Raw genomic sequence first — 25,502 nt, 5'->3', positions numbered from 1 at the left:
CCTGAATGCTATTTCCCTCAGAGTTTCATCAGGCTTTGCAGAGATACCCCGGGACTGAAGGCTTGAAAGACACATCTGAAGGGGAATGTTGAGCTTCCTGCAAACATCCTTGAGGGTCATTCTACCAAGTCCTGAACCGGGCTGAAGGAAAGAGGAACTCTTTCCTCCAGAGTGAACAGATTCAGACAGGATCTCGTAAACCCGGGCAGGGGTTGTCCCGTTTCTGGCAGCAATTTCTTTCAGGGCCTCATCTGTTGATGAGACTTTTAAACCCTTAGATTTCAGTATGTTAAGTGCCTGCTGAGGAGTTATGCCTAAAAGCTGAGCAACCCTTTTTAGTGGGAAGAGTTCCGCGTGTGGTGCCGGAGGCATGATTTTAGGTTTCGGCCAGCTGTTCCTTATCTTCTCTCCAAAGTCTATGAAGTTTTTAAAGGGAGAAACGTTAAGGAGAGTTCCTGTTCCAACAAGGAAAACGATAAAAGTTGTTACTAAGAACTCTTTTGAGGTAAAGAAGCCTGCCTTTCCTTTCAGGTAGTTGACTATGCTCCTCCAGTTAAGTGCAACGTGCCAAATGCCAAAGAAGATCATAAGGAACCCGAAGATTATGTGGAGGTTGTCCCACTGGTCTTTGTCAAGTCCTAAGAATCGCCAGCCGGTCCAGTAGGCAACCCTGCCGTGGGGCATTGTAAAGAGAACAGTTCCTGTAAGCGCCATAAGGAGAAGTGAGTAGAAAAGAAAAAGGCTTACGTACTTCCTTAGCATTGGTTAACCTCCTTTACTTTGTTCTGCAGAAACGCCGGAACTTTGAGAAGTCGTAAACTGTGCCGTTTGTCCTGTCTTCTACCCTGCAGGCCATAAGTCCGTTTATACCTTTCATCCTCCAGAAGGGGGGAGTAAAGCCTACAACCTTTACGGTATCTCCCTTCCTGATGTTGAGGTCAGGATACCACCAGGTTGGAGCAACTCTTACTTCAACAGTTCCGTTGGGAGTTTTAACCTCTATGGCCCACCAGGTTATATTCCTGCGCCTGAAGCCGGGGACCTTTTTAACTCCTACAACTGTTCCGGAAAATGTTCTCCTTAAAGAGCTGCCGGTCGGAGTCCCAGCGGAGCTGTAAAAACCGGCCTCGTGTTTTACCGACAGTATTTTGTTGAACTCGCCAGTTGAGATGTAATGGGGTTTGTAATCGCTGCCGTAACGCCTGAGGAGCCTTACAAATGCTCTCATGTGGTTCCTTGAACCTCTCATGAGGTTCTGATAAACAGTTTTTATGTCCTGGTTGTCGGTTCTACTTATCGCCTCCTCAAGGTCTTTGATGTCAAGGTCTTCTATCGTCGCTCCTACTTTTAAGGCATCTACGAGGGAACGCTTTCCCTGGGCAACCAACCTGTTGTATAGCTCTTGAAGTTTCCTGTCTTTGAAAACTCCTACCCGATCTCCCGTTTCAGAAACGGGATCCGGTAAGTTGTACTTACGGAGGAGGAGGCCGACCATTCTCATGTGTTGTTCCTCAGAACGGGCTATGTTCCTAAAAACTGAAAGGGGATAGAACTTTGAAAGTGTTAGGTAAACGTCTCTGGCAAGTTTCTCCTCCTCTCTCGTGTGGAGGAGGTCGGCAATTTCCTCCTTACTTAAAGGCTGTTTCGGTAAGCTCTGGACGTAGTAATAGCCGTAGGTCTGCTGACTCTGGGAGGGGAGTGCGGGAGCTCCTAAAAGAAAAACAGTGGCAGCTGAAACTCCAAGCAGTTTTTTCACTCTCTCAAATCTCATCTTCAACCTCTCTTATACGGGTTCAGCAGACTTAAACGAGCAATAAACGTGCCATTTCTTGGAACAGGAAGTAGCCAAAAGATGTGAAAGATTTTCAGGATCAAGGAACAATACCACACTTCTTCCACAGGGAAAATTTGCGACCCGTGTGTAACCTATCGGAAAAATCTCCGTCAGCTCAGAGGAACGGAAATTTTAAAGACAGTCCAGCCTCCCTCTGTGTAGGCAGAGACCTTTCCGCCATGGGCTTCAACTATCCGTTTAACGTTGTAGAGGCCAAGGCCAAAACCCTTCTCCTTGGTTGAATAGAAGGGTTTAAAGATGTCTGTCTTTGGGAGCTCCCCTCCACTATCCATAACGTAGAAGGCATAAAATCGTCCCTCTCTTTTTCCTAAAACTTTTATTAGTTTTTCCCCTTTTCCGTTATTTTCAAAGGCTTCAAAACTGTTTTTAATTAGATCAACAAGTGCAGAGATTATCTTTTCCGGATCAACGTTAAGCTGGACATTTTCTACATCGGTTTTTAGTCCAATTCCCCTTGAACTCAGAAGATCCCCAAACTTAGAGACGGCATTCTCTACAAGAGAAACGGAAGAAGCTTTGGTCTTTTTTAGAGAAATGGGGCGCCTGAGGTCGGCAGTCTCTTCAAGGTAGTTACCGAGATTATCCACTTCGGACTTCAGTTTCCTCAGGTAGTCTTTACAGGTATCACCGGAACAGACGGTTCCCATTCTGTAGGAAAGCAGCCTTAAAGTATTTAACCGATTCTTTACTTCGTGGATGAGTGAGTGGATAACAAGGTTAATACTCTCAAGCCTTTCTCTTTCTTGCCTTTCTCTTTCGTAGAAGAGCTGTTTTCTGAAATACTCCTTAACTATCCAGGCCGTAACAAAGGTAAAGAGAGAACTGAAGATAAGGAGAGAGAAAAAGATGTAGGTTAGATGTTTGTTTAGCTCATCTAAAAGAGAGAAGTTAAAGTAGAGAGTAAAGGTAAAGGGTTTAAGCTTTACAGTCTCCCTATAGTAATTAGACGAAATATCTGAGCCTGGAATGGGAATTTCTCTCCCTTCCAACCTAAAAGTTGCTCCTTTAAGGAGTTTAGACTCTTTCATGTAAGAGTAAAGGGCTTCAACGGGATCACCTCCACCGGCTATGGTCCCCTCAACGACAGATTTAACCCTTGCCGTTTCTTCTCTCACTACAGAGAGGTAGAACTGGTGGAGCTCCCGCCGTAGAACGTAAATATTGACCACTATTGCCAGGAAAAGGAGAAGGAGAATAGAGGCTGGAAGGAGGAGTTTCCTCATATTCCGTACTTCCTCCGCTTATACCTGAGAGATTTCTCATCTATTCCGAGGAGTTTTGCAGCCTTTGTTTGTACGTAACCGGTTCTTTTAAGGGCTTCTTCAATCATTGCTTTTTCAAGGCGGGCTACTTTCTGAGGAAGCGGCTCGGAGAAGTCAAGGGTGATTTCTTCAGGTGATTGGGGTTTTGAATCTGTCAGGTCTTTCAAGTCTTCCGGTTTTATCGTGCCGTCTGAAGTTATTACGAGTCTGTGGATGAGGTTTTCAAGTTCTCTTACGTTTCCAGGGAAAGGGTAAGAGAGAAGAAGCTCAAGAGCTTCAGGAGTCATTTCCACTTCTTTTCCGTACTTTAAAGAAAACTTTTTGAGAAAGTAGCCTGTAAGGGTAACAATATCTTCAGGCCTTTCCCGCAGAGGAGGGATTTTAAGGGTTAAAACGTTGAGCCTGTAGTAGAGGTCTTCTCTAAACTTACCTTGTGAGACCAGCTCTTCCAAATCTCTATTCGTTGCAGCAACGAGCTTTACATCAACTTTTTTAGTTCTATTACTCCCGAGGCGGCGAACCTCTCCCTCCTGAAGAACCCTGAGAAGTTTTGCCTGCAGAGGTAAGGGGAGCTCCCCCACCTCGTCTAAAAAGAGGGTTCCTTTGTCTGCCTCCTCAAAAAGACCCGGTTTGTCTGAAAGTGCTCCTGTAAAGGCTCCCTTTACGTAGCCAAAGAGCTCACTCTCAAAAAGGTTCTCAGGAATTGCAGCACAGTTTATAGAAACAAACTTCCCTCTTCGGCCACTTTTTCTGTGAATGTAACGGGCAAGGAGTTCCTTACCAACACCGCTCTCCCCCAAAATCAGAACGGGAGCATCGCTCTTTGCATACAAAGAAGCTTTACGAAGGAGCTCTTCCATCTGACGGGATGCGTAGACGATGCCGGAACTCTCTGAAGGGGGCTGTCTCCGCAGGGTAACTAACTGACAGGCCTTCTCAATTAGGTTGATAAGAACGGAAGGATCAAAGGGTTTTGTAACGTAGTGGAAAGCGCCGGACTTTATGGCGCCGACGGCATCCTCAATACTGCTGAAAGCCGTAATTACTATAACCTCTGTTTCTGGAAACTCCGACTTTACCTTTTTTAGGAAGGTTATTCCATCTATACCGGGAAGGCGAACGTCTGTAACGACAACTCCCGGGTTCTCACGGGAGAGGAGGGAGAGAGCTCCCTCGGCAGTAGACGAGGTTAGAACTTTAAAGCCAACCTCTGAAAGTATCTCCTTGAGGAGCTCCCTCTGAACGTCATCGTCTTCAACTAATAAAACCTTACACTCCATAGGAACAACTACTCTAAGCTGTTTTAACGCCTGAACGGAACCAGATGTTGCAGGCTCCCTCTAAAGAGACCATACACGGACCTTTAGGATTTCTGGGAGTACACGCCGTTCCAAAGAGTTTACAGTCTGTTGGATAGGCCTTACCTAAAACCACTCTATCACATATGCAACCGGGGATCTTCTCTTCCTTAATCTCGGGAAGGTTAAAGACGGCTTTTGCGTTAAGGTGGGCATATTCGGGGCGGAACTCCAGGCCGGACTTCGGGATATTTCCTATCCCTCTCCAGTTGACATCTGCTTTCTCAAAGTATTTATACATAAGCTCCTGAGCTCTCCTGTTTCCTTCAGGCCTTACAACTCCCTTATAAACATTTTCAAGCTCAGCCTTCCCTTCTTTTATCTGGTAAAGGATTCTGACGAAGGCAAGGAGGAGGTTTTCAGGTTCAAATCCAGCAACAACAGTTGGTATTCCATACTTCTCAGGAAAAACCCTCCAGGCGTTTGAACCAACTATTGCCGAAACGTGGCCCGGAGCAACAAAGGCGTCAACCCCAACCTCAGAATCCTTAACCAGAACTTCCATAATTTCCGGGGTGAGCTTTTGAGAGGTTAGGATAAATAGGTTCTCAGGAATACCCGTCTCAATGAGTGCAGCAGTTGGAGCTGTCGTCGTCTCAAATCCAATTGAGAAGAAAACGACCTTTTTGTCAAGGTTCTCTTCAGCAATTTTTAAAACTTCGTGAGGAGCGGAAACCATTTTGTAGTTCCCGCCGTTTGACCGAATAGAGCCTATACGGGTAGGAACCCTCAGCATATCTCCGTAGGTGCAGAGGATAACATCAGGCCGTTTTGATAGGTTTATAGCGTTTATTACATCACTCTCTGAGCAGACACAGACAGGACATCCTGGTCCCGGAACAAGCTCAACAGTTTCTGGCATCAGTGACCTTAAACCGCTGTAGGCAATCGTGTGCTCGTGGGAACCACAGACGTTCATTATCTTAATTTTCCTATCTTCAGGAGCGAGAGAGTGGATTAGATTAACAAGCTCCTTAATCTTCTCCATTGCTTCCTCCGGGGTAGATTTTAAACCCAAAAAGTAGAACAAAAAGAAACAGCGTAATGGCCGGAGTAAAAGTGAACTGGAAAACCATTGTACTCAAAATGGCAAATTGAACGGCAGCAGCCTTAACGGGAAAAACTCCCGATAGGAGAAGACCGACCATAACTCCGGGAATGTGAACAATTCCTGCGGATCTAAACATATCCCTTACAGGAACTGTTATGTCGTCAATGAGGTTTTTAAATAGAAACCTGAAGACGTGAAGCTCAGAAGCTCCAAGGGCGAACAATCCAAGAAGAATATCCTGAAGGTCAAAGAGGCGGGTTTTGAAATACCTAAAGGCAAGAGAGAGACTCCTCATCCCGGCAGCCGTAACAATACCTGCAAGTGGAATCAGTGAAGTTGGAGTAGGTTTGAGAATTCCAGCAAGATAAAGGAGGAATAGGGAAAAGAAAGAGGTCATAGAAATAGAAAAGAGAATGGTAGAGAAAGCTCTTAAGGTTGAGTAGGGAAAAGGTCTTAAACGGCGGTATGCTATTAGAGAAGCGTTAAAGAAAAAGAGAAGAACGACTCCGAAGTTAAGAAAGGAGATGTTCAGTTTCAGTAGGTAGAGAATAACAAAGGCTATGGCAAAAAGTTGGATGAGCGAGAGGAAGGATGAAAAGAGGAGCTCCCTCCACATCCCGGAATGGAACTTAAGGTCAAAAACTATGACCAGGAGGACAAACAGATAAGAGATAGCTATGGTCAGAACGAGCTGTTCCATTTGCTATAAAGTCTCCGGGAAATTAGCATATTCTGGGGAGGGGATCTTCCTCAAGGAGCTCAAGCCTTCTAACACCCCCAATAGAAGTTACAAGTGTAACACCTGGATCTGAAACAACTTCACCGATAACGGAAGCATCCTTACCTAAAGGATTTGAGTGCAGGATTTCAAGGGCTTCATCAGTATCTTCCGGAGAAACAACAATAACTGCCTTACCTTCGTTTGCAAGGTATAGAGGGTCATACCCTAACATATCACAGATAAAACGCACCTCTTCTCTTACTGGAACTCTGTCTTCATAGACTCTCACTCCAAAGCCGGAAGAGTCAGAGAGCTCCACAAGAACTGTTGCAAGACCTCCTCGGGTGGGATCTCTCATAAAACGAAGGCCTGGGAGTTTAAAGAGAGGGGTAAGAAGAGAGTTTAAAGGGGCGCAGTCACTCTCAACGGGAGTTTCAACATCAAACTCCTCTCTGGCAAGTGAGATGGCAACTCCGTGGTCTCCAACAAATCCGGTCACTATTACACTGTCTCCCGGTTTAATCAGTTTGGGGGAGAGCTCCCTCACAACCTCACCAACTCCGGCAGTGTTTATGTAGATGCCGTCGCACTTTCCCTTTTCAACAACTTTTGTGTCTCCCGCAACGATTTTAACACCGGCAGTTTTGGCAGTTTCTGCCATAGAAGAGACAATTCTCTCAAGTGTTTCAATGGGAAGACCCTCTTCAACGATAAAGCCGGCAGTAATATAGCGGGGGAGAGCTCCGCTGACTGTAAGGTCGTTAACGGTTCCAGAGATGGAGAGTTTTCCAATGTCTCCACCCGGGAAAAAGAGGGGCCTTACAACGTAAGAATCTGTAGTTACAGCAATTCTTGAAATTCCGGGAAGGTATGTTGCGTCCTGAAGAGTATGGAGCTCGGGGAAGTTAAAGTATTTCAGGAAAACTTCCTCTATTAACTCTCTCGTAAGCTTTCCACCGCTTCCGTGACCTATTTCAACTTTTTCCATCTTCAACCGACACCTCCAAGAATGAATAAAACAGGAGCTACCGCCAAAGTGCTGTCTATTCTATCAAGGACACCACCGTGGCCGGGAATAACATTACCGGAGTCCTTCACGCCAAAAACCCTCTTCAAGGAACTCTCAAAAAGGTCTCCTACCTGAGAAATTAGGGTAAGGAGAAACAGAAGAAGGAGAGTTAAAAATCCAGAAGGTAGAATGAAAAGTTTAACGGCCAAAATGTAGGAGATAATAGTTCCGACAAGAGAACCGCCGATAGAACCCTCAACGGTCTTTTTAGGACTTACAGAAGGAATGAGTTTTCTTCTTCCAAAATACCTACCCACAAGGTAAGCAAACGTATCGGTTGACCAGACTATAGAGACGAGTAGGAGCAGAAGCCTTTTAGAAAGGCCAGCAACAGAAAGGAGTCCGAAAGTAAGGTAGACGAAGAAAGCAAGAACAACAAAGAAATCTTTATCAACTGTTCCGTCAAGTATAAGAGCATAAGTGAAGAGAGAGAGGGAGATTAAAAAAGGAGAAAGCATTAAAAGTGAAGATAGAAAAGTTCCTGAGTAGAAAGAGATTGCGAGGCTCGTATAGAAGTAACTGAGAAGTTTTATCAACTGTGGAATATAAACGAATAAGAGGAAAAGGAGAGAGAAGATGAGAAGGGCTACTGTTTGGTAACGCTCTAAACGGGAAAGGTTAAAAAGCTCCATAACGGAAAGAGCTCCCAGAAAGTAGATAAGCAGATAGTAGAAGGGGCGGGGAACTAAAAACAGCATGAGAGTGTAGAGGAAAACAATGAGAGCTCCGACAAGTCTCTCCTTCATTTTATACCGCCGAACCTCCTCTCCCTCTTAGAGAAATCCTCAAGGGCTCTTCTAAATTCCTCTTCTGTGAAGTCTGGCCAGAGGGTCTCTGTGAACCAGAGTTCTGTATAGGCAGACTGCCACAGGAGGAAATTGGAGATACGGAGCTCTCCACTGGTCCTTATAAGGAGGTCAAGGTCGGGGAGCTCCGGAATATAGAGATAGTGTCTGAACGTTTCCTGATCAATAGAGTCAAGACCTTCTCTTAAAATGGAGTTAACGGCATCAATAATTTCCTGACGGCCACCGTAGTTAACGGCAAAAATGGCTGTCATTCCCGTACAGTGGGCAGTCTGCTCCTCCATCCAGGCAAACCCTTCCTGGAGGTAGTCGGGGAGCTCCCACACCCTTCCCATAGTCCTAAACTTAACGTTATTCTCAAGGAACAGATCAAGCTTACTCCTTACGTACTCATACATAAGAGAAAAGAGGAAGTTAACCTCCTCTTTTGGCCTCTTCCAGTTCTCAGTAGAAAAGGCGTAGAGGGAAAGATATTTAATACCGAGATTACTTGCAGCTATAACTATCTTCTCTGTAGTCTCTGCCCCCTTTCTATGGCCCTCTATCCTGGGAAGACCTCTCCTTACTGCCCAGCGTCCGTTACCGTCCATAATTATCCCAACGTGAAGAGGCAGATTCTCCATTTCCCCCTCTTAACTAAAATTTTTGCCTGTAATTCCCGTTATTTTTCAAAGAATCTATAAAATTTGCAAGCTCCTGAACTTTACCTACCAGCATAAAGTGAACGCCACCTGAGAAGTCTACACAGGCTCTTGCAACATCTAAAGCAAACTCCCACCCGTAGGTTGCAGGATCTGAAGCAGATTCAAGCCCTCTGATCAGCGAATCGGGAACGGAAGTAGGGTTGAGTCTCTTCATAAAGTTTGCCATTTTAAGGCTCTTAATGGGAAGAATACCTATAAGGGGAACGGCACCTAAGGAATAAACCAGGTTACTAACCTCTTCGGCCAGTTTAACGTCGTAAACAGGTTGAGTCTGAATGAAACGGGCTCCCGCTTTTATTTTCTTCTCAAGTTTCCAGATCTGGAGAACTTCTGGTCCGGCAAAAGGGTTATAGACAGCCCCTAAAAACAGGTCAACCTTACCTTTTAACTCCTTACCGTTTAAAAGATAACCGCTGTTCAGTTTTGAAGCAGTTTCTATAAGCTGAACAGAATCAAGGTCAAAAACCGGCTTAGCATCGGGTTGATCGCCTAAAGTTGTAAAGTCCCCAGTCATTAAACAGACATTTTCTATACCTAAAGCATAAGCTCCCATTAGTTCAGATTGAAGGGCTATTCTGTTCCTGTCTCTGCAGGTGAGCTGAAGGATGGGTTCGTATCCTGAATCTAAGAGGAGTTTTGCCATAGGAAGGGGTGCCATTCTTACCATAGAGCGCTGGCAATCTGTAACGTTAAAGGCATCCACTTTACCCTTTAAAGGCTCTATAGATTCAATAACTGGCTCCCAGTCAGTTCCCCGAGGGGGCGCAACCTCTGCCGTTACGACAAACTTGCCCGAAGCAACCTTTTCCCTGAAAGACAACTACTCCTCCAGAACAAGCTTTCTTGGATAGACAGATAGAGAGTAATCTTTCATAGGAACAGGCTTCCTCAGTTTTTCCAGTTCGTTAAGCTGCTCCATTCTCTGAGCGATTTTGAACCAGATGCAGGGAAGGTTAGGGTCAACCTCACACTTTCCGGCAATGGCTCCGCCACAGGGACCGTTGGTCAAAGATTTTGGACATCTGGCAACAGGACATATTCCACCAGTATCCGATATCACACAGTCTCCGCAGGCTATACAGTATTCCTCAAAGTAGCGGCCTTCCCTTTCAGAACCGATAAATAGAGTGGTAACACCTGTTTTAACAGGAATGGTTACATTCTCCGCTATCAATTGAGTTCCTGCACCGCAGGCAAGGGAGAGAATAACGTCTGCACTCTCCTGAGCTTCCCGAAGCAGGCTCTTTGAGGAGTGGTCAAGTCTTTCTAAAACGCAGGTGCCTCCCGGGCTTTTGACTCCAGTAACCTTAAACCCTTTAAGTTCAAGATAACCAGCTATTTTGTACGCTTCCCGAAGACCACCGTTCTTACACCTTGCAGATCCTAACTGGCAACCAATTATATAAACTCTTTTAAACCCAGAGAGTGAGCGGAGTATTTCATCTAAAGGCTTTAACTTTACTGTAACCAAGGGAACCTCCACAAAAGAGTAGAAAAAACCTAAGATTGGTATTCTACTACAAAGTTCTATCCAAACATTTCGGTAACAGAAGCTTAAGCAAACAGTAATAGAGACCGTAGATAAAAACAGTAAACTGGTAGGAAATCCAAATCAACAGGTTCTGGCATCAAAGAAGAACAAACGTAAAACTGTGTTAAGAAGAAAAATCACATATAAACTTTCACGCTGGCACTCTTTTTCAGGTTATCAAGGTAGTCTTTAAGGGCCTTTTGAAACTTCATCATGTAGAGCTGTTGTCTAATCTTCTCCCTATCACAGTGACCCTTTTCTTCTGACTTTACATAGACAATGTAAAAGCCATCAGAAGTTCTAACGAGCTTGTAATCTCCCGGTTTTATACTCCACACTGCCTGATCCAGAGGTTTTATAAGCATTCCCGGTGTGACTTTCCCGATATGTCCACCTTTTGAAGCAGTTTCTCTATCTTCAGAGAGCTCCCTTGCAACCTTCTCAAACGGAACGCCGTTTGAGAGGAGCTCCATAGCCTTATCTGCTACAGAACGGCTCTTCGTGTAGATGTAGTAAACGTCTCTTACAGGTTTCCCTTCTTCTTTCTGGCATATCATCTCAACTTCACCATCTGAAACAGATACCTTTGACTTAACATCACGGGCTATGAGTTTCGCAATTAGAAGCTGCTCTCTGATTTTCTCTTTCAAGTCGTTTAGCGTTAGCCCTTCCTTCTTGAGTAGTTCAGAGAGCTCCTTTTCACTCTTTATTCCGTTCCTGACCATAAAGTTCTTAAGAGCCCTTTGAACTTCCGAATCTGAAACTTTAAGCCCTTCAGACTTTGCCTGTGTAAGGAGTATCTTTTTCTCAATTAACTTGTCCCTTGCAACCCTCAGGTCTGGAATACCGTTTTCTTTAGCGTAAGAGACAATTTCACTATAGAGTATAGGCTCTCCATTTACCACAGCGGCTATATAGTCAACGATTTTCGCCCGAGAGGGCAGAGTGGTCAGCAATAAAACCAGGAGAAAAACTGCCAAACGCACCTTAACCTCCTGAATTCGGTATTAAAAGGCCCCAGAAGGGGCCAGATGTTGATTATAGTCAACTACTTTGCATAAATCTCAACCTTTGAGTGTTTCTCAAGCTGAGAAACGTAACTGTTAAGAGCCTGTTTAAACATTTCCTGTTCTTTCTGCTGTTTTAAGCTCTGAACGATAAAAGGCTTAAGAGAAGAATAGGGAACTGTTTTCCCGTTTGCATCTGTAAATCTAACTTTATTCTTCTCATAAAATGCTTTAGCTTCGCTATCAGAAACTTTAACCTTCCCTATTTTAATGTGTTTTTTGAGAAGTGCCTGAATCAGGATGCGTTTCTTCATCAGGGCAATCTCTTTCTGAACTTCCGGGTCTTTCTCAACACCTTCTTTCAGGGCTTCCTGATAGAGGAGCTCCTCTTTTATCATATTGTTAAGGAGCTGTTTTCTGAAGGCAGGATTGTTTTCAAGGGTTTTATAGTTTGGCGGTAGAGATTCCACAACCTGTTTCAGATCCTTCTCAGTTATAGGTTTTCCGTTTACCCTGGCAAGGATCTTCTCGGCAGCAATGGCAGATCCTGCAACCGAAAGAGCTACAGAAAAGGCTAGTAGTGCTTTTCTCAATTTATCCTCCATAAAGCTTATTTGAACTAAAGTTAGTTTACCCTCAATCCAATTGCAAAGATAGGGTCTGAGCATAATTTTATGGAGCGAATTTCCCTAACCCTATTCAGGTGAAAGTATGAAGAGGAAAGTTAACCTCAACGAGATAACGGCAAAGGAGCCGTTAAAGGTAAAGACGGAAATTCAACCTTCTGTAATGAATTTACCTGAGGAGGAAATAAGCGATTCCTCTCCTTTCAAGTTAGAGATAGAAATTCAGAAGAAACCGGCAGGTTATCAGGTTAAAGGGCACATAAGCGGAAACGTTGAACTTACTTGTAGCAGGTGTTTAAAAAAGTTTACCCATCATATTGAGCAGGACTTTGAGTATAAACTTCTTCCTACTTCTGAAATTGCAGGTGGCGAAATAAAGGGAAGTGACCTTGATATAAAATTCTCCGACGAAACAGTCTTAGATCTTGCAGATGTTGCTGAGGAGCAGGTAATTCTTAACCTGCCGGTAAAACCGGTATGTAGTGAAGAGTGCAAAGAAGTTCACTACAAAGAGTGGACTGAAGATGAGGAAAAAGAAGTTGACAAAAGATGGGAGAAACTAAAAGAGCTTAAAAATAAACTTAAAAAGGAGTGAGGTATGGCAGTTCCAAAGAGAAAGGTCTCAAGGACGAGAAGGGACAAGAGGAGAACCCATTGGAAGGCCAAAAACCCGGCTATCTCTGTATGCCCCAACTGTCTTCAACCCAAACTTCCCCACAGGGTGTGTAAACACTGCGGCTACTACAACGGCAGAACGGTTGTAGAGGTTGAGGAGTAAATGAGAATTGTTCTGGACGCTATGGGGGGCGATTTTGCCCCTCAAACTCCTGTTGTAGGGGCAGTTCAGGCGGCAAAGGAACTTAAAACAGAAGTAGTTTTAGTTGGAGACAGGGAAAGGATAGAGAGAGAGCTCTCCAGATACTCCTATCCGAAGGATCTGATTGAAGTAGTCCATTCAGAAGATGCCGTTCCAATGGATGAACAGCCGGCAAAGGCCCTGAAAAGGAAAAACTCTTCCATTCATGTTGGACTGCAGCTCGTGAAGAATGGAAAAGCCGATGCTTTTGTCAGTGCAGGAAACACGGGAGCCGTAATGGCCATTGCCCTCTTCACCGTTGGAAGGCTGAAAGGAGTTGAGAGGCCAGCAATTTCTACAATCCTTCCAAACCTGAAGGGACACACCTTTCTTTTAGACGTAGGAGCTAACGTAGACTGCAAACCACACCACCTTCTTCAGTTTGCCGTGATGGGTAGTGCCTACGCCCGTTACGTTTTAGGGGACGAAAACCCAAAAGTAGGCCTCTTAAACATAGGGGAAGAAGAGGGAAAGGGAAACGAACTGACCAAAGAGGCCTACAGGCTTTTAAAAGAGGCTAAAGAGAAAGGGTTAAATTTCATCGGAAATGCAGAAGGAAGAGACATATATTCGGGAGAGTTTGACGTTATTGTGTGTGACGGGTTTGTGGGAAACGTTGCACTGAAACTGAGCGAGAGCCTTGCAAAAATACTGGCGAAAATTTTAAAAGAGGAAATTGAAAAACACTTCATCTCAAAGATAGGAGCTTTGGCCCTTAAACCGGCTATAAAGGGATTTAAAAAGAGAATAGATTACGCAGAGTGGGGAGGAGCTCCCCTTTTAGGCATAAAAGCTCCTGTTATAATTTCCCACGGGAGCTCCAACGCAAAGGCCATAAAGAACGCTATTAGAACGGCAACACAGTTTGTAGAGTCGGAGCTCAACAACCATATAGAGGAAGAAATAGAAAAGCTAACGGGTAGGTAAATGGGTGTAAAAATAGTTTCAACCGGCTCTTACGTCCCCGACAGAGTTCTTACGAACTTTGACCTTGAGAAAATAGTAGACACCTCTGACCAGTGGATAACCACGAGAACAGGTATAAAAGAGAGAAGAATTAGCGAAGGAGAGACAACCTCTGACATGGCGGCAGAGGCCGCAGCAAGGGCAATAGAGGGGAAGGCGGAACCTGAAGATATAGAGCTGATAGTGGTTGCAACTGCTACTCCCGATGCATTCTTTCCATCAACAGCCTGCAAAGTCCAGTCAAAGTTAGAGAACAAAAAGGCCATAGCCTTTGACATATCTGCTGCCTGCACAGGTTTTATATACGGTCTCTACACAGTTGATTCAATAGTGAGAAGTAAAGGTATAAAGAGAGCTCTTCTCATTGGAGCAGAGCGGTTTTCAAAAATAGTGAACTGGAAAGACAGAACAACCTGCATACTCTTTGGAGATGGAGCGGGAGCAGTTCTTATTGAACAGAGTAAAGACGAAGGAATCTTAGGTTTTGACATAGGAGCAGACGGATCTTACGGGGAGCTCCTTGTGGCACCCTCTGTAGGTTCCAATGAGGAACCGCCCCACTACCTGAGGATGAGAGGAAATGAGGTATTTAAGGTTGCCGTTAGAACAATGGTTGAATCTGCACAGAGACTTCTGGAAAAGACCGGAATCTCTCCCGATGAGATAGCCCTTCTGATTCCCCACCAGGCAAACGTAAGAATTATAAAGGCTGTAGCTGAAAGGCTTAAAATACCTGAAGAGAAAGTTTTTATAAACCTTAACCGATACGGGAACACAAGTGCCGCATCAATCCCCATAGCGCTGGACGAAGCTGTTAGAAGCGGAAGGGCTAAAAAGGGCGATAAAGTTCTTATGGTTGCTTTTGGTGGAGGGTTTACCTGGGGTTCCTGTATAGTAAAGATATAAAGGAGAGCTGGAGGGAGAATGTTAAAGACACGGCTGTGTGAGATATTGGGAATTGAGTATCCAATCCTGCAGGGGGGAATGGCCTGGATTGCAGACGCCGAGCTGGCTGCGGCAGTATCAAACGCCGGTGGGTTGGGAATAATAGCCGGTGGAAGTCGGAGCGCGGAGGAGCTCCGTCAGGAGATAAGAAAGTGTAAAGAGCTAACGGATAAACCCTTCGGCGTAAACGTAATGCTCATGATGCCCAACGCAGAAGAGATAATTAAGGTCTGTTTAGACGAAGAAGTTCCTGTAGTTACAACCGGAGCGGGCAACCCCGGAAAGTACATACCGGCGTTCAAAGAGAAGGGAATAAAAGTTATCCCTGTAGTTGCAAACGATGCTCTGGCAAAGAGGATGGAGAGAATTGGAGTTGATGCCGTTGTAGCTGAAGGGATGGAAGCCGGAGGACACATAGGGAAACTGACAACAATGGTTCTCATTCCGTCAATAGTCAGAGCGGTTAAGATTCCCGTTATAGCCGCAGGTGGAATAGCCCTTGGTGAACAAGCTGCCGCAGCCTTTGCCCTTGGAGCAGAAGGAATACAGGTAGGAACCCGGTTCTTAGCAGCAAAGGAGTGTAACGTTCACCCCAAATACAAAGAGAGAATACTGAAGGCAAGGTTCAACCAGGTTACAGTTACGGGAATAACAACCGGCCACCCGGTTAGGCTCCTTGAGAACAAACTAACAAAGAAGTTCGCCGAGCTTGAGTTCTCTGGGGCTCCCAAAGAGGAGTTAGAGGAACTTGGAAAAGGGAGGCTGAGACTGGCCGCAGAGAAAGGAGACGTTGATTGGGGATCTGTAATGGCTGGCCAGGTGGTTGGTTATGTAAACAAGGAAGAGACGGCAGAAGAGATAGTCAAAGACATAATGGAAGGGGCTGAGAGGACATTAAAGAACCTCTGTAACCGTTTCTTCAACTGCTGAGGAGATAGAGATGAAATTAATTGAAGGAAAACTTTGGGCAGAAGGCTTCAGATTCGGAATAGTCGTAAGTAGGTTCAACTCTTTTATAACAGAGAGGCTCTTAGAGGGAGCCCTTGACTGTCTTAAAAGGCACGGCTGCAGAGATGAAGATATAGAAATAGTATGGGTTCCCGGCTCTTTTGAGATACCGCTGATTGCAAAAAAGATGGCAAAGAGAAGTAACTACAACGCCGTTATAGCACTGGGAGCGGTTATAAGAGGAGAAACCCCCCACTTTGACTACGTGGCAGCAGAGGTCAGCAAAGGAATAGCTGCTGTCTCCCTTGAAACAGAAAAACCGGTGGTTTTCGGAGTTCTGACAACCGACACTGTAGAGCAGGCCATAGACAGAGCGGGAACAAAGGCCGGAAACAAAGGTTGGGAGGCTGCCCTTACGGCCATAGAGATGGTCAATCTTCTAAAAGAGATGGAGGAATAATGGGTAACCTCTCAAACCCGGAAAAGAAAAGGGCAAGGGAACACGCGTACGTAATTGCATACCAGACAGACGTTTCCGGATTCTCTCCAGATGAGGTTATGGAGACATACTGGGAAGAGGTTGAAGAAGAGAGGGGAGAGGAAAAGAGAGAAGTTAAGGAACTGGCAGAAAGGCTGGTTAAGGGAACTTTCAGGAACCTGTTAGAAGTTGACTCAGAGATATCAAAACACCTGAAGAAGGGATGGGTTATAGACAGACTGTTGCCGATGGACAGGGCAATACTGAGGGTAGCAACCTACGAACTGTTGAAAGAAGAGATTTCACCGGCAGAGGCTGTAATAAACGACGCAGTTGAGCTGGCAAAGGAGTACGGAGAAGACGAAAACTCCTACAGGTTCATAAACGCCATTCTAGACAAAGTGAAGAAAGATGCAGGAAAGTAGAATCGGTCTCCTTGCCGGAGCCGGGGAGCTCCCCATAGAATTCTTGAAATCGGCAAAAAGAAAAGGAGTAAAGGTAACAACGTTCGCAATAACAGGACTAACCGACAAAAGAGTAGAGGAACTTTCAGAAGAAGTCATCTGGATAAAACCTATAAAGTTAGGCAAATTCCTGAAAGAGCTTAAAAAGAGCGGCGTTAGAGAAATAGCAGTTCTGGGAAAGATAGAACACAAAGAGGCTCTAAAACTGAAAAACCTTGATCTCACTGCCATTAAATTGATAGCGGTTCTCAAAGATCTGAAACCTGAATCATTGATAAAGGGAGTTTTTAGAGAAATAGAAAAATCTGGAGTAAAAGTAATATCTCCGGAGTTATTCCTGAAACACCTCCTCATACCGTCGGGAACTGTACTCGGCCCCCAGCCAGATAAAGAAACCCTGAAGGACATGAAGTTTGGAATGGAAATAGCAAAAAGAATAGCCGAAATGGACATTGGTCAAACGGTAGTTGTAAAGATGGGAACCGTAATAGCCGTTGAAGGAGTAGAGGGAACAGACAGGTGTATAGAAAGAGGGGCAGAACTCTCTTCCGGCGGCTTCGTAGTGTGCAAGGCAGCAAGACCTCACCAGGACATGAGAATAGACGTTCCCACAGTAGGGGAAAAAACGATCAAACTGGTAAAAGAGCTGGGCGGAAAGGGAATAGCAGTAGAGGGAAACAAAACGTTCGTAATCACTCCGGATAGAATAGGGGAGCTCTGCAGAAGGCAGAAACTCCCCCTAATCGCCCTTTAACCCACAACCCTCCCCTGGCCCCACTTAAGCCGTCAGCCCTGTTGTTCTTATTCAATCCTAAAAATACCTCTTGAACTGAAACGGTTTCAAGACCTAAAAGTTTTAACGCAAAGTTTTAAACTAAAGTTTCAAGAATGGCTCTTATATCCCTCTCTGTAGGAATCCTAGGGAGGTTTCCCATCAGAAATTTCTTTTCCATAACCAGAGAGATAAAAAGGGTAAAGTCATCTTTTTTAACTCCTACAGGAGAAGCTTTCTCCGGAATTCCTAAAAACGATAAAAGCTCCTTTAGAGCTCTTAGAAAACCCTCGGCACCTCCTGAAACTCCCATGTAATCTGAAAGCTCCGCAAGGGTTTCCTTCACAGAGAGCCCGTAGAACTCAAGAACGGGAACGAGAAAGATACCGTTGGCAAGACCGTGGGGGACCCTGTAGAGAACCCCTAAAACGTGAGCAAGGGTATGAACGAGACCTGCTCCAGCGTCGGTTATTGCCATCCCCCCCAAAAGACTTCCCATCATAACACGTTCTCTTGCAGAAATATCTTTAGAGTTCCCAAAAGCTCTCGGTAAATAGTTAAAAATGAGCTTAGCAGACTCAAGGGAGTAGAGCCGGCTGATGGGAGTTGCTCTTTTGGAGAGGAGCGACTCTAAAGCGTGGGTTAGAGCATCAATTCCAGTATTCGCAGTAACAGTTTGAGGCATGGAGACAGTGAGTTCAGGGTCATCTAAAGCCAAAACCGGAAACAGGTAGCGGGAGATAAGTGGAGCTTTCTTAAGGTTTTTCCTGTCTGTCAGAACAGCATAGGGAGTTACTTCAGAACCAGAACCGGCAGTTGTTGGAACGGCCACAACCGGAACTCCTGGATTCTTAAAAGGTTCGGGAATGCCAATAAACTGGTGAATATCACCTTCGTTTGTAAGCATAACGGAAACGGCCTTTGCCACATCTAAAGAACTTCCACCACCAACAGCAACGATAAGGGTTGGAGAAAATGCCTTTACTTCACTCAAAACTTGAAGAGCATTTTCTACCGTAGGATCAGGCTCCACAGAACAGAAAATAGAAACTTTCCCTGAAACCTGTTCTGAGATCGCTTTCACATAGCCGTGCGAAACGGCAGAAGAACCGCATATAACGGCAGTTCTTGAGTCATCAAGCCCCAAAAAGTCAATTTCGTCCTTTAACTTATAGAGAACTCTCCGCCCAAAAACCACCCTGGTAGGCATGTGGTGTCTCATCTCTACTCCCCCGAAATTTGTTGTGCTACACTATTTCCAAGTCTAACAGAAAAGAGGTGGAGATGAAAACGGCAGAGTTTCACAGAATGTGTCCCAACTGCGGAAGGATTATTTCTGACGAGCGGTTAAAGAAAGGTTTACCCTGTGAAAAGTGCCTGCCTGAAGAAATTGATTACAGCAAAAGAGTAGAGATATGCGAAACCCTTAAGAGGGAAAACCGGTTAGAGAGGTTTCAGGAGATATGCCAGCTTGACCGGTTCGTGGAAGAGTATACAGAGTTCTTCAAAAAGAAAACGGGCTTTTCTCCCTGGAGTCTACAAGTTATGTGGGCTAAAAGAGTAGCCCTAAAGAAGTCATTTACGATGATAGCTCCAACCGGAGTTGGCAAAACCACCTGGGGATTGGTAACCAGTGCCTATATAAAAGGAAAAGTGTATATTCTAGTCCCAACAAAACTTCTGGTACTACAAACAGTTGAAAAGCTGAAAAAACTTACAGAGAAAAAGATTGTTGCATATACCGGAAGGAAAAAAGAAAAAGAGGAAATATCTTCAGGCAACTACGATATATTGGTAACTACAACGAACTTTCTTTACAGAAACTTTGAAATTATACCGAAACCGTTTAACTTTGTTTTCGTTGATGATGTTGATTCCCTCCTTAAAAGTGCAAAGAACGTAGATAAGGTCATACAGCTTCTCGGTTTTACAGAAAAAGACGTTGAACTTGCCATGAGAGTAATTGACTTAAAAATCAAACTTGCAAAAGAGGGAGAAAAAGCAAGCAGAAAACTGATAAATACAGTAAGGAAGTATGAGAAGTTCCTTGAGAAAAGACGCAGAGAGATAGAGAACGTCTTGGTGGTTTCGTCTGCAACCTCTCAGCCGAGATCTAAACGGGTAAAGCTATTTAGAGAACTCTTAGGTTTTGAGGTGGGAAAATCTGCAACGACGCTGAGGAACGTTGAGGATATTCTCATTTACACAGATAGTGATTTCTTAGAGGAAACAGTAAAACTGATAAAGAAATACGGAAAAGGAATCTTCGTATTTGTTTCTGCAGATAGAGGAAAGGAGTTTGTGGACGTAGTTGTTGAAAAGTTAAACAGTAGTGGTATACCTGCAGTCTCTTACGAGGATTTTACCCCGGAGAACCAGGAGAAATTCGTAAAAGGAGAGCTCTGGGCTGCAGTAGGAATATCAAGCTACAGGAATCCCCTTGCAAGAGGTATTGATCTACCTCAGGCGGTAAGGTACGCCATCTTTATAGGCGTCCCAAAGATGGAGTTCAGCGCAAAACTCTCTCTAGCACCAGTTAAACTTTACGGAATGCTTTTAGTTCTAAGGGAGCTCCTTCCAGAAGAGGAACAACCAAAAGTCATTTCCTACATAAGTTACTTAAAGAAGTACCTGACCCTCAAAGAGGAACTCCTTGATAGATACCCAAAAATTAAAGAGAAATTAGAGGAGATAAAGAGGTTTTTAGAGGAATACCTGAACGACCCTGAGTTTTTAGAGAAAATCAGAGAATCGGAAACCGTATCTCTGAAAGAGGAGAACGGAGAGCTCTATCTGGTAGTAGGAGACGCCGCAGGATATATACAGGCCTCTGGAAGAACGTCAAGAATGTTCGCAGGAGGACTGACAAAAGGTGTAAGCCTCATGTTTGTAGACGATCTCAAAGCCCTTAATTCACTGAGAAAAAGAGTTCTCATCTTCTTAGAGGATATAAACTTCAAGGTCTTAAATAGGGACAGGGGAAAAGAACTTGCAGAACGGTTTGGATTTGAACTGATAGAAGAGAAAGACCTTAAAAGGATTTTTGAAGTTGTAGACAGGGATAGAAAGAGAGTAAGAGAAATACTTGAAGGTAAGATAACAACGGAGACGAAAAGCCTTGTTACAACAGCCCTTGTAGTTGTTGAATCTCCCAACAAAGCAAGAACAATAGCCAATTTCTTTGGAAGACCTGTAAGGAGAAAGATAAACGACGTAGATGCCTACGAAATAAATATCGGCAACAAATTACTTCTCCTTACTGCTTCAAAAGGCCATGTATTTGACATAACTGTAAGAGACGGCATATGGGGAGTAAAGGAAGAGAAAGGACGGTTCATTCCTGTATACGATACGATAAAGTACTGCACAGCCTGTAATGAACAGACAACAGAACCTTTCTGCACAAAGTGTGAAGGAAAACCTGACGTTGACAAGATAACTGTCGTTCAGGCTCTCAGAGAACTGGGACTGGAAATTGACGAAGTTTATATTGCCAGCGACCCCGACACAGAAGGAGAAAAGATAGGCTGGGACGTAGGAACCGTTACAAAACCATACCAGATGAAGATGAAAAGGATGGAGTTCCACGAAGTAACAAAGTGGGCCTTTATGGAAGCCCTTGAAAACCCGAGAGAGATTGACGAGAACCTAGTAAAGGCGCAGATAGTAAGGAGGATAGCAGACAGGTGGGTCGGTTTTTCACTGAGTCAACACCTCTGGAAAGTCTTTAAGAAAAACTGGCTCTCGGCAGGAAGAGTTCAGACACCGGTTTTAGGCTGGGTTATAGAGCGGTACAACGAGAGTAAAGAGAGAGTAGGTGTTGTTACCGTAGAGACGGAAATTGGAAAGTTCTCCTTTAAGGTTGAAGATGTCTCAAGGTTAAAGAGAGTAGTTGCAGACAAATTAAAACTTAAGGTATTGAAAAAGGACCAGACTGAGAAAAACCCGAAACCGCCGTTTAATACTGGAGAGCTCCTCAAAGAAGCGTCTGATAGGTTAAACCTCTCTGCAGAGAGAGTTATGGAAATTGCACAAGATCTGTTTGAAAGCGGCTTCATTACCTACCACAGAACTGACTCCACAAGGGTTTCAACTGCGGGAATGGGAATTGCAAAAGAGTACATTTCTGAAAAGTTCGGCCCGGAATTTGTGAAACTGAGATCCTGGGGGGAAGGGGGAGCCCACGAGTGTATAAGACCAACTAGGCCGTTAGACGTAGATGCTCTCAAAACCCTTGTCTACGTTTCAGGTTCAACGGCAAAGATGACAAAAGACCACTTCAGGGTTTACGACCTTATATTCAGGCGGTTTATGGCATCTCAGATGATTCCAGTAGAGGTAGAAAAGGTGGAAGTAGAACTAAAACTCCTACCCGACGATCTGATAACCCTGGAAGAGTTTATAACAAAAATCGTAAAAGACGGCTGGAGCCTAATTCTTCCAATTGAGGCAGAGGAATTCCCCGTTGAGCTCCGGGAAGGAGATACCTATTACTACGACGTTAAGGCCGTTACAAAGAGAACTGTTCCAAAAGTGTTCCCGTACACTCAAGGGGAGTTAGTTGAGGAGATGAGGAAAAGAGGAATAGGAAGACCATCAACTTACGCGAAAATAGTTCAAACTCTCCTTGATAGACGGTACGTAGTTGAAAGAGGGAGGTTTCTACACCCCACAAAGTTGGGAATAGAGGTGTATAACTACCTATCTCAAAACTTCCCCAACTACACGTCTGAAGAATTTACAAGGAAACTTGAAGAGCTGATGGATATGGTTGAAACTGGAAAAGCTGACTATCAGGAGATAATAAGAGAACTAAAACCGGTTTTAAGGTTTGCAAAGATTGACCCGAAACAGGTAGTGGGCGAATAGTTGCTGACTTTCTGGCACTTTAAGAGCTAAGATATTACAGTCTCTGGCTTAACAGTTTCTCCGTTTGACTTCCCAACTCCTAAGAACTTTCCATCACGGGAGAGAACGGAGTAGAGGCCTTGGGGGAGCTCTCTCTTTATAAACATTCCGTTCTTAAAGAGCTTCTCCTCCTTTTCTGTAACTGTAACAACAGGGAATTCCAGGACTTCATGGGGTGGTAGGAGAAAGGGAGCAATTCCCTCTTTTTTTAAGAGATTGAGAGGAACAGCTCTATCCTCACATATATTTCCAACACAGGTTCTGCGGAGCTCCACTACAATAGCGCTACACTTAAGAGATTCACCAATATCATGAATCAAAGACCTTACGTAAGTACCTGAAGAACAGTGAATCAGAAGTTCAAAATCAGGATAAGAATAAGAAACAAGATCTAAAGAGTAGACCACTACACTTCTGGAAGGGAGCTCCACTTTTTTCCCCTCCCTTGCAAGCTGATAAGCTCTCTTCCCCTTTATACGGACAGCCGAGTAGGGCGGGGGAAACTGATTGATCTTTCCCGTAAACAGGGGAAGAACTGATAGAAACTTCTCCTTAGAAATCTCCGGGCAGTTAACCGAAGAGAGTTCTCCATCTACATCATAAGTTGGAGACGCTAAACCAAACCTACCTTTTACCCTGTAAACTTTGTCCTTTTTCAGAAGATATTTAGACAGTCTGGTTGCCTTCCCAACAGCAAGAATAAGAACTCCCGTAGCAAGAGGGTCTAAAGTCCCTGTATGTCCAACTTTATACCTGTTTCCCGTTAGTTTTCTAACCTCTGAAACAACAGTATGGGAAGTTATCCCTTTAGGTTTATCAACAATCAGAAAACCGGTCATTGCTGGCAGAGGTCGTTATCGTTCTCAATGAAGTTAGAGAACTCAACCGGAACAGAGATCGTTCTCTCTACAGTGCCATCGCCACAGTTGGAGGAAAACTTAAAAGTCACGTTAACCCTGTAGAGGAAGGGAGCATAGCTACTGTATTTTCTGTACTCAGACCTCATCGTATCAACAAGAGCTGCTGTAATGGATATTCTACCTGTCCCGCTACCACCAGTTGTAACATCATCTGCGGTACAAGCTATTTCATTTGCCATTTCTCTGAGGAAATCTGAAGATGTCATCTCTTTTGGTAATTTTGAGATAGGGGTAACAGAAACGGTACAACCTTCAAATATGAGATCCTGATTTTGAGATGAAAAGCTAGTAGAACAGAGATTAGAATAGTTCAGAGTAAACGTGATCTCTTTTGCCGCAGGCTCGCTTTCAACGTAAGTGGTATTTCCGTTTGAATCGGTCTCCTCGTTATAACAGACGAGGTCCTGCTGAAGTTTTGAAGGAAGGTCTGACACACTAACTTCAGAACTTAAACCGCTACCTCCACTACCGCATCCGGCTATTAGGAACAGAAGAACAAAAGGAAAAATCTTTCTCATTTCCCTACCTCACCATTAGATTCAACAATAACAGGTGTTATAAATACCAGCATCTGTTTCTTTGAAACAGTAGTTTGAGAGTTTTTAAAGAGCCAGCCTAAGAGGGGAATTCTGGAAAGGACAGGAACCCCAGAAACTGATCTGTTTTTCTCTTTTTCGTAAATACCCCCTATAACGATAGTATCTCCGTTATGAACGAGAACTTTTGACTTAACGTTCCTGGTATTGATAGCCGGCTCACCGCTACCTGTTACTGCAACGTAATCGTAGTTTGGAGAGTCTTTATGGAGCTCCAAATCAAGTAGGATGTTATTATCTGAAGTAATATGAGGCTTAACCTTCAAAATGAGAGAAGCCTTCTTAAAGTTAATACTGTAAGAAGTTGCTCCTCCAGCACCTACAGTTGACTCCCTGTAAGGGATTTCAATACCCTGTTCTATAGAAGCTTCTTGGTTGTCAAGAGTCAAGACCTTTGGAGAAGAGATAATTTGAGCTTCACCATCAACCTCTAAAGCCTTAAGGGCCAACTCCACCCTTAAAGTCTGAGAACGGTTAAGAATACCTAAAGCAAGAGTTGAGTTCATAACCGGAATGTTTGAAAGGTTCATATAGGAGTCGGGACTTATCAGAGGGGTGTAGTTATCAGTATTGAAACCGTAACTTTCCGTAGTATAGGTTGAAGCAGGAGAATTACCCAACCGGTTATAACCGCTAATGTACCATGTAAAGCCTAAGTCCTTCTCTGCTTTTGTACTAAGTTGAACAATTTTGGCCTTTACAAGAACCTGTTTCCTTGGTTTATCTATCCGTCTGATAAGCCTGAGAATATCCCTGTAGTGAGTAGGAGTAACCTTGAGTAGAAGGGAATTTGTCTGCTTATTTACGGCTATCTTTTCTCTGTCGGAGCTCCCCAACATATCCGTTATATCCTTAACAAGATCCGATGCGTTTACATAGTTAAGCGGAACAATATACTCGTTTACAGGTTCCAGTTTCTCCTCTTTCACTATCTTTGATTTTGGAAGTATCCTTATATAGTCAGGAGTTTCTATGTAAGTCAGGGAGAGGGGCTCAAGAACAGCCTTTAGAGCCTCTTTCCAGGGAACAGGTTTTTTGAAATCAACGTTCACCTTTCCATTAACTTCAGGATCAAACACAACATTTACATTTGCAACAGTTGCTATCGCTCTTATTACAGATTTAACGTCAGCATTTGTAAAATGGAGGGCAACTTTAGGACCTTCCGCTCTGAGAGAATGTTTTTCTTTCTGGGCCGTCTTCGTTTTTGAAGCCATCAGTTTCACAAAAATCTGATTTTCCTTCGGTAGAACCTCTACAGCAGCAACTTTTGGAGACAGCACAAGTGTAATAATCCCACCTTTTGCCGAGTTAGAAAAAACTACAGATCTAACGTTGGCCGAGTTAACACGTTTCTTATCTGGTTCAAGTTTAACATGAGGAATGCTCAGGATCAGTCTATTTCCTACTTTCTCAAAAGTGGGATTCACGGGTAGAGGGAAATCAATAACTATCTCTTCCCCCGCTACTGTTCTTATAGAATTAATTTCAGGTTTTATAAAGTCTCCTTCCAATATTTTTAGTTTTACTAAATTTTTACCTCTGTTAAGTTTTAAAACTCCCGGTTTGGATAAACTTACAATCAGGACAGAATCCTTACCTTTTGGAATAAGTTTTGCATTCTTTACAAAATCCCCTCTTTTCCCCACAATATATGGT

Annotated in this window: 26 protein-coding genes; 9 read left to right on the top strand and 17 right to left on the bottom strand. The window is 44.0% G+C overall.

The window, feature by feature from the left end:
* The 13 genes from F8H35_RS08485 to F8H35_RS08425 form a co-directional block, all read right to left on the bottom strand.
* Positions 1–762 (bottom strand): DUF4405 domain-containing protein (locus F8H35_RS08485; RefSeq protein WP_472573109.1); only part of this gene is annotated, 762 nt, incomplete at its 3' end.
* A 13-nt stretch (positions 763–775) separates the two neighbouring features.
* On the bottom strand, positions 776–1,771 hold the full coding sequence (locus F8H35_RS08480; protein WP_472573108.1) for a DUF2202 domain-containing protein: 996 nt from the start codon (positions 1,769–1,771) through the stop codon (positions 776–778).
* A gap of 173 nt (positions 1,772–1,944) precedes the next feature.
* Positions 1,945–3,078 (bottom strand): ATP-binding protein, encoded by a 1,134-nt coding sequence (locus tag F8H35_RS08475; RefSeq protein ID WP_472573107.1) that lies wholly within the window; start codon positions 3,076–3,078, stop codon positions 1,945–1,947.
* The gene (locus F8H35_RS08470) at positions 3,075–4,397 is read right to left on the bottom strand and encodes a sigma-54-dependent transcriptional regulator (RefSeq protein WP_472573106.1); all 1,323 of its coding nucleotides are present in this window, start codon (positions 4,395–4,397) and stop codon (positions 3,075–3,077) included. The genes F8H35_RS08475 and F8H35_RS08470 overlap by 4 nt, the downstream gene beginning before the upstream one ends.
* A gap of 13 nt (positions 4,398–4,410) precedes the next feature.
* Positions 4,411–5,463: a hydrogenase formation protein HypD gene (hypD, locus tag F8H35_RS08465; protein WP_472573105.1), complete on the bottom strand. Its 1,053-nt coding sequence runs from the start codon at positions 5,461–5,463 to the stop codon at positions 4,411–4,413.
* A complete protein-coding gene (locus tag F8H35_RS08460) occupies positions 5,450–6,226 on the bottom strand; it encodes an ABC transporter permease (RefSeq protein WP_472573104.1) in 777 nt (258 codons plus the stop codon). Before F8H35_RS08460 ends, hypD begins: the two co-directional genes overlap by 14 nt.
* 22 nt (positions 6,227–6,248) lie before the next feature.
* Positions 6,249–7,235, bottom strand: coding sequence for a hydrogenase expression/formation protein HypE (hypE, locus tag F8H35_RS08455; protein ID WP_472573103.1), 987 nt, complete (start codon positions 7,233–7,235; stop codon positions 6,249–6,251).
* A gap of 2 nt (positions 7,236–7,237) precedes the next feature.
* On the bottom strand, positions 7,238–8,062 hold the full coding sequence (locus tag F8H35_RS08450) for a phosphatidate cytidylyltransferase (protein ID WP_472573102.1): 825 nt from the start codon (positions 8,060–8,062) through the stop codon (positions 7,238–7,240).
* Positions 8,059–8,745, bottom strand: coding sequence for an isoprenyl transferase (locus F8H35_RS08445; RefSeq protein WP_472573101.1), 687 nt, complete (start codon positions 8,743–8,745; stop codon positions 8,059–8,061). The genes F8H35_RS08450 and F8H35_RS08445 overlap by 4 nt, the downstream gene beginning before the upstream one ends.
* A 13-nt stretch (positions 8,746–8,758) precedes the next feature.
* Positions 8,759–9,646, bottom strand: a complete 888-nt coding sequence (locus tag F8H35_RS08440; RefSeq protein WP_472573100.1) for a methylenetetrahydrofolate reductase — start codon at positions 9,644–9,646, stop codon at positions 8,759–8,761.
* Positions 9,647–10,297, bottom strand: a complete 651-nt coding sequence (locus F8H35_RS08435) for a methylenetetrahydrofolate reductase C-terminal domain-containing protein (RefSeq protein WP_472573099.1) — start codon at positions 10,295–10,297, stop codon at positions 9,647–9,649.
* Between the two features lie 197 nt (positions 10,298–10,494).
* Complete coding sequence (locus F8H35_RS08430) at positions 10,495–11,343, bottom strand: peptidylprolyl isomerase (RefSeq protein ID WP_472573098.1); 849 nt, start codon at positions 11,341–11,343, stop codon at positions 10,495–10,497.
* Positions 11,344–11,405: 62 nt separating this feature from the next.
* On the bottom strand, positions 11,406–11,957 hold the full coding sequence (locus F8H35_RS08425) for a SurA N-terminal domain-containing protein (protein WP_472573097.1): 552 nt from the start codon (positions 11,955–11,957) through the stop codon (positions 11,406–11,408).
* Between the two features lie 118 nt (positions 11,958–12,075).
* On the opposite strand from F8H35_RS08425, the gene F8H35_RS08420 reads away from it, so the two are divergent.
* The 8 genes from F8H35_RS08420 to F8H35_RS08385 are packed head-to-tail and all read left to right on the top strand — an operon-like array spanning position 12,076 to position 17,401.
* Positions 12,076–12,585, top strand: coding sequence for a YceD family protein (locus F8H35_RS08420; RefSeq protein WP_472573096.1), 510 nt, complete (start codon positions 12,076–12,078; stop codon positions 12,583–12,585).
* Positions 12,586–12,588: 3 nt separating this feature from the next.
* A complete protein-coding gene (gene rpmF / locus F8H35_RS08415; protein ID WP_464904828.1) occupies positions 12,589–12,768 on the top strand; it encodes a 50S ribosomal protein L32 in 180 nt (59 codons plus the stop codon).
* Positions 12,769–13,773: a phosphate acyltransferase PlsX gene (gene plsX / locus F8H35_RS08410; protein ID WP_472573095.1), complete on the top strand. Its 1,005-nt coding sequence runs from the start codon at positions 12,769–12,771 to the stop codon at positions 13,771–13,773.
* Positions 13,774–14,718, top strand: coding sequence for a beta-ketoacyl-ACP synthase III (locus F8H35_RS08405; protein ID WP_472573094.1), 945 nt, complete (start codon positions 13,774–13,776; stop codon positions 14,716–14,718).
* Between the two features lie 18 nt (positions 14,719–14,736).
* On the top strand, positions 14,737–15,687 hold the full coding sequence (gene fabK, locus F8H35_RS08400; protein ID WP_472573093.1) for an enoyl-[acyl-carrier-protein] reductase FabK: 951 nt from the start codon (positions 14,737–14,739) through the stop codon (positions 15,685–15,687).
* A 10-nt stretch (positions 15,688–15,697) separates the two neighbouring features.
* Entirely contained in the window at positions 15,698–16,165 is a 468-nt protein-coding gene (gene ribH, locus F8H35_RS08395) for a 6,7-dimethyl-8-ribityllumazine synthase (protein ID WP_472573092.1), read from the top strand.
* A complete protein-coding gene (gene nusB, locus F8H35_RS08390; RefSeq protein WP_472573091.1) occupies positions 16,165–16,608 on the top strand; it encodes a transcription antitermination factor NusB in 444 nt (147 codons plus the stop codon). Before ribH ends, nusB begins: the two co-directional genes overlap by 1 nt.
* Positions 16,595–17,401 carry an LpxI family protein gene (locus F8H35_RS08385; protein ID WP_472573090.1) on the top strand — a complete coding sequence of 269 codons (807 nt, stop codon included), beginning with the start codon at positions 16,595–16,597 and terminating at the stop codon, positions 17,399–17,401. The genes nusB and F8H35_RS08385 overlap by 14 nt, the downstream gene beginning before the upstream one ends.
* Positions 17,402–17,516: 115 nt before the next feature.
* On the opposite strand, the gene F8H35_RS08380 is transcribed toward F8H35_RS08385, so the two are convergent.
* Positions 17,517–18,641 (bottom strand): iron-containing alcohol dehydrogenase family protein, encoded by a 1,125-nt coding sequence (locus F8H35_RS08380; RefSeq protein WP_472573089.1) that lies wholly within the window; start codon positions 18,639–18,641, stop codon positions 17,517–17,519.
* A 62-nt stretch (positions 18,642–18,703) separates the two neighbouring features.
* Between F8H35_RS08380 and rgy the strand changes: the two genes are divergently transcribed.
* Positions 18,704–22,288: a reverse gyrase gene (gene rgy / locus F8H35_RS08375; RefSeq protein ID WP_472573088.1), complete on the top strand. Its 3,585-nt coding sequence runs from the start codon at positions 18,704–18,706 to the stop codon at positions 22,286–22,288.
* Between the two features lie 26 nt (positions 22,289–22,314).
* Here rgy and truB read toward each other — a convergent pair whose 3' ends face one another.
* From truB to F8H35_RS08360, 3 genes are read right to left on the bottom strand one after another with little or no spacing between them, the layout of a single operon-like run.
* Positions 22,315–23,166 (bottom strand): tRNA pseudouridine(55) synthase TruB, encoded by an 852-nt coding sequence (gene truB / locus F8H35_RS08370; RefSeq protein WP_472573087.1) that lies wholly within the window; start codon positions 23,164–23,166, stop codon positions 22,315–22,317.
* On the bottom strand, positions 23,163–23,765 hold the full coding sequence (locus F8H35_RS08365; protein WP_472573086.1) for a hypothetical protein: 603 nt from the start codon (positions 23,763–23,765) through the stop codon (positions 23,163–23,165). Before F8H35_RS08365 ends, truB begins: the two co-directional genes overlap by 4 nt.
* A complete protein-coding gene (locus tag F8H35_RS08360; RefSeq protein ID WP_472573085.1) occupies positions 23,762–25,357 on the bottom strand; it encodes a type IV pilus secretin PilQ in 1,596 nt (531 codons plus the stop codon). Before F8H35_RS08360 ends, F8H35_RS08365 begins: the two co-directional genes overlap by 4 nt.
* Positions 25,358–25,502: the final 145 nt, after the last annotated feature.

The sequence above is a fragment of the Thermovibrio sp. genome (assembly GCA_015488335.1).
GTDB lineage: Bacteria > Aquificota > Aquificia > Desulfurobacteriales > Desulfurobacteriaceae > Balnearium.
Note: the sequence above shows the minus strand (reverse complement) of the source record. Positions and strands in the feature narration are given on the sequence as shown.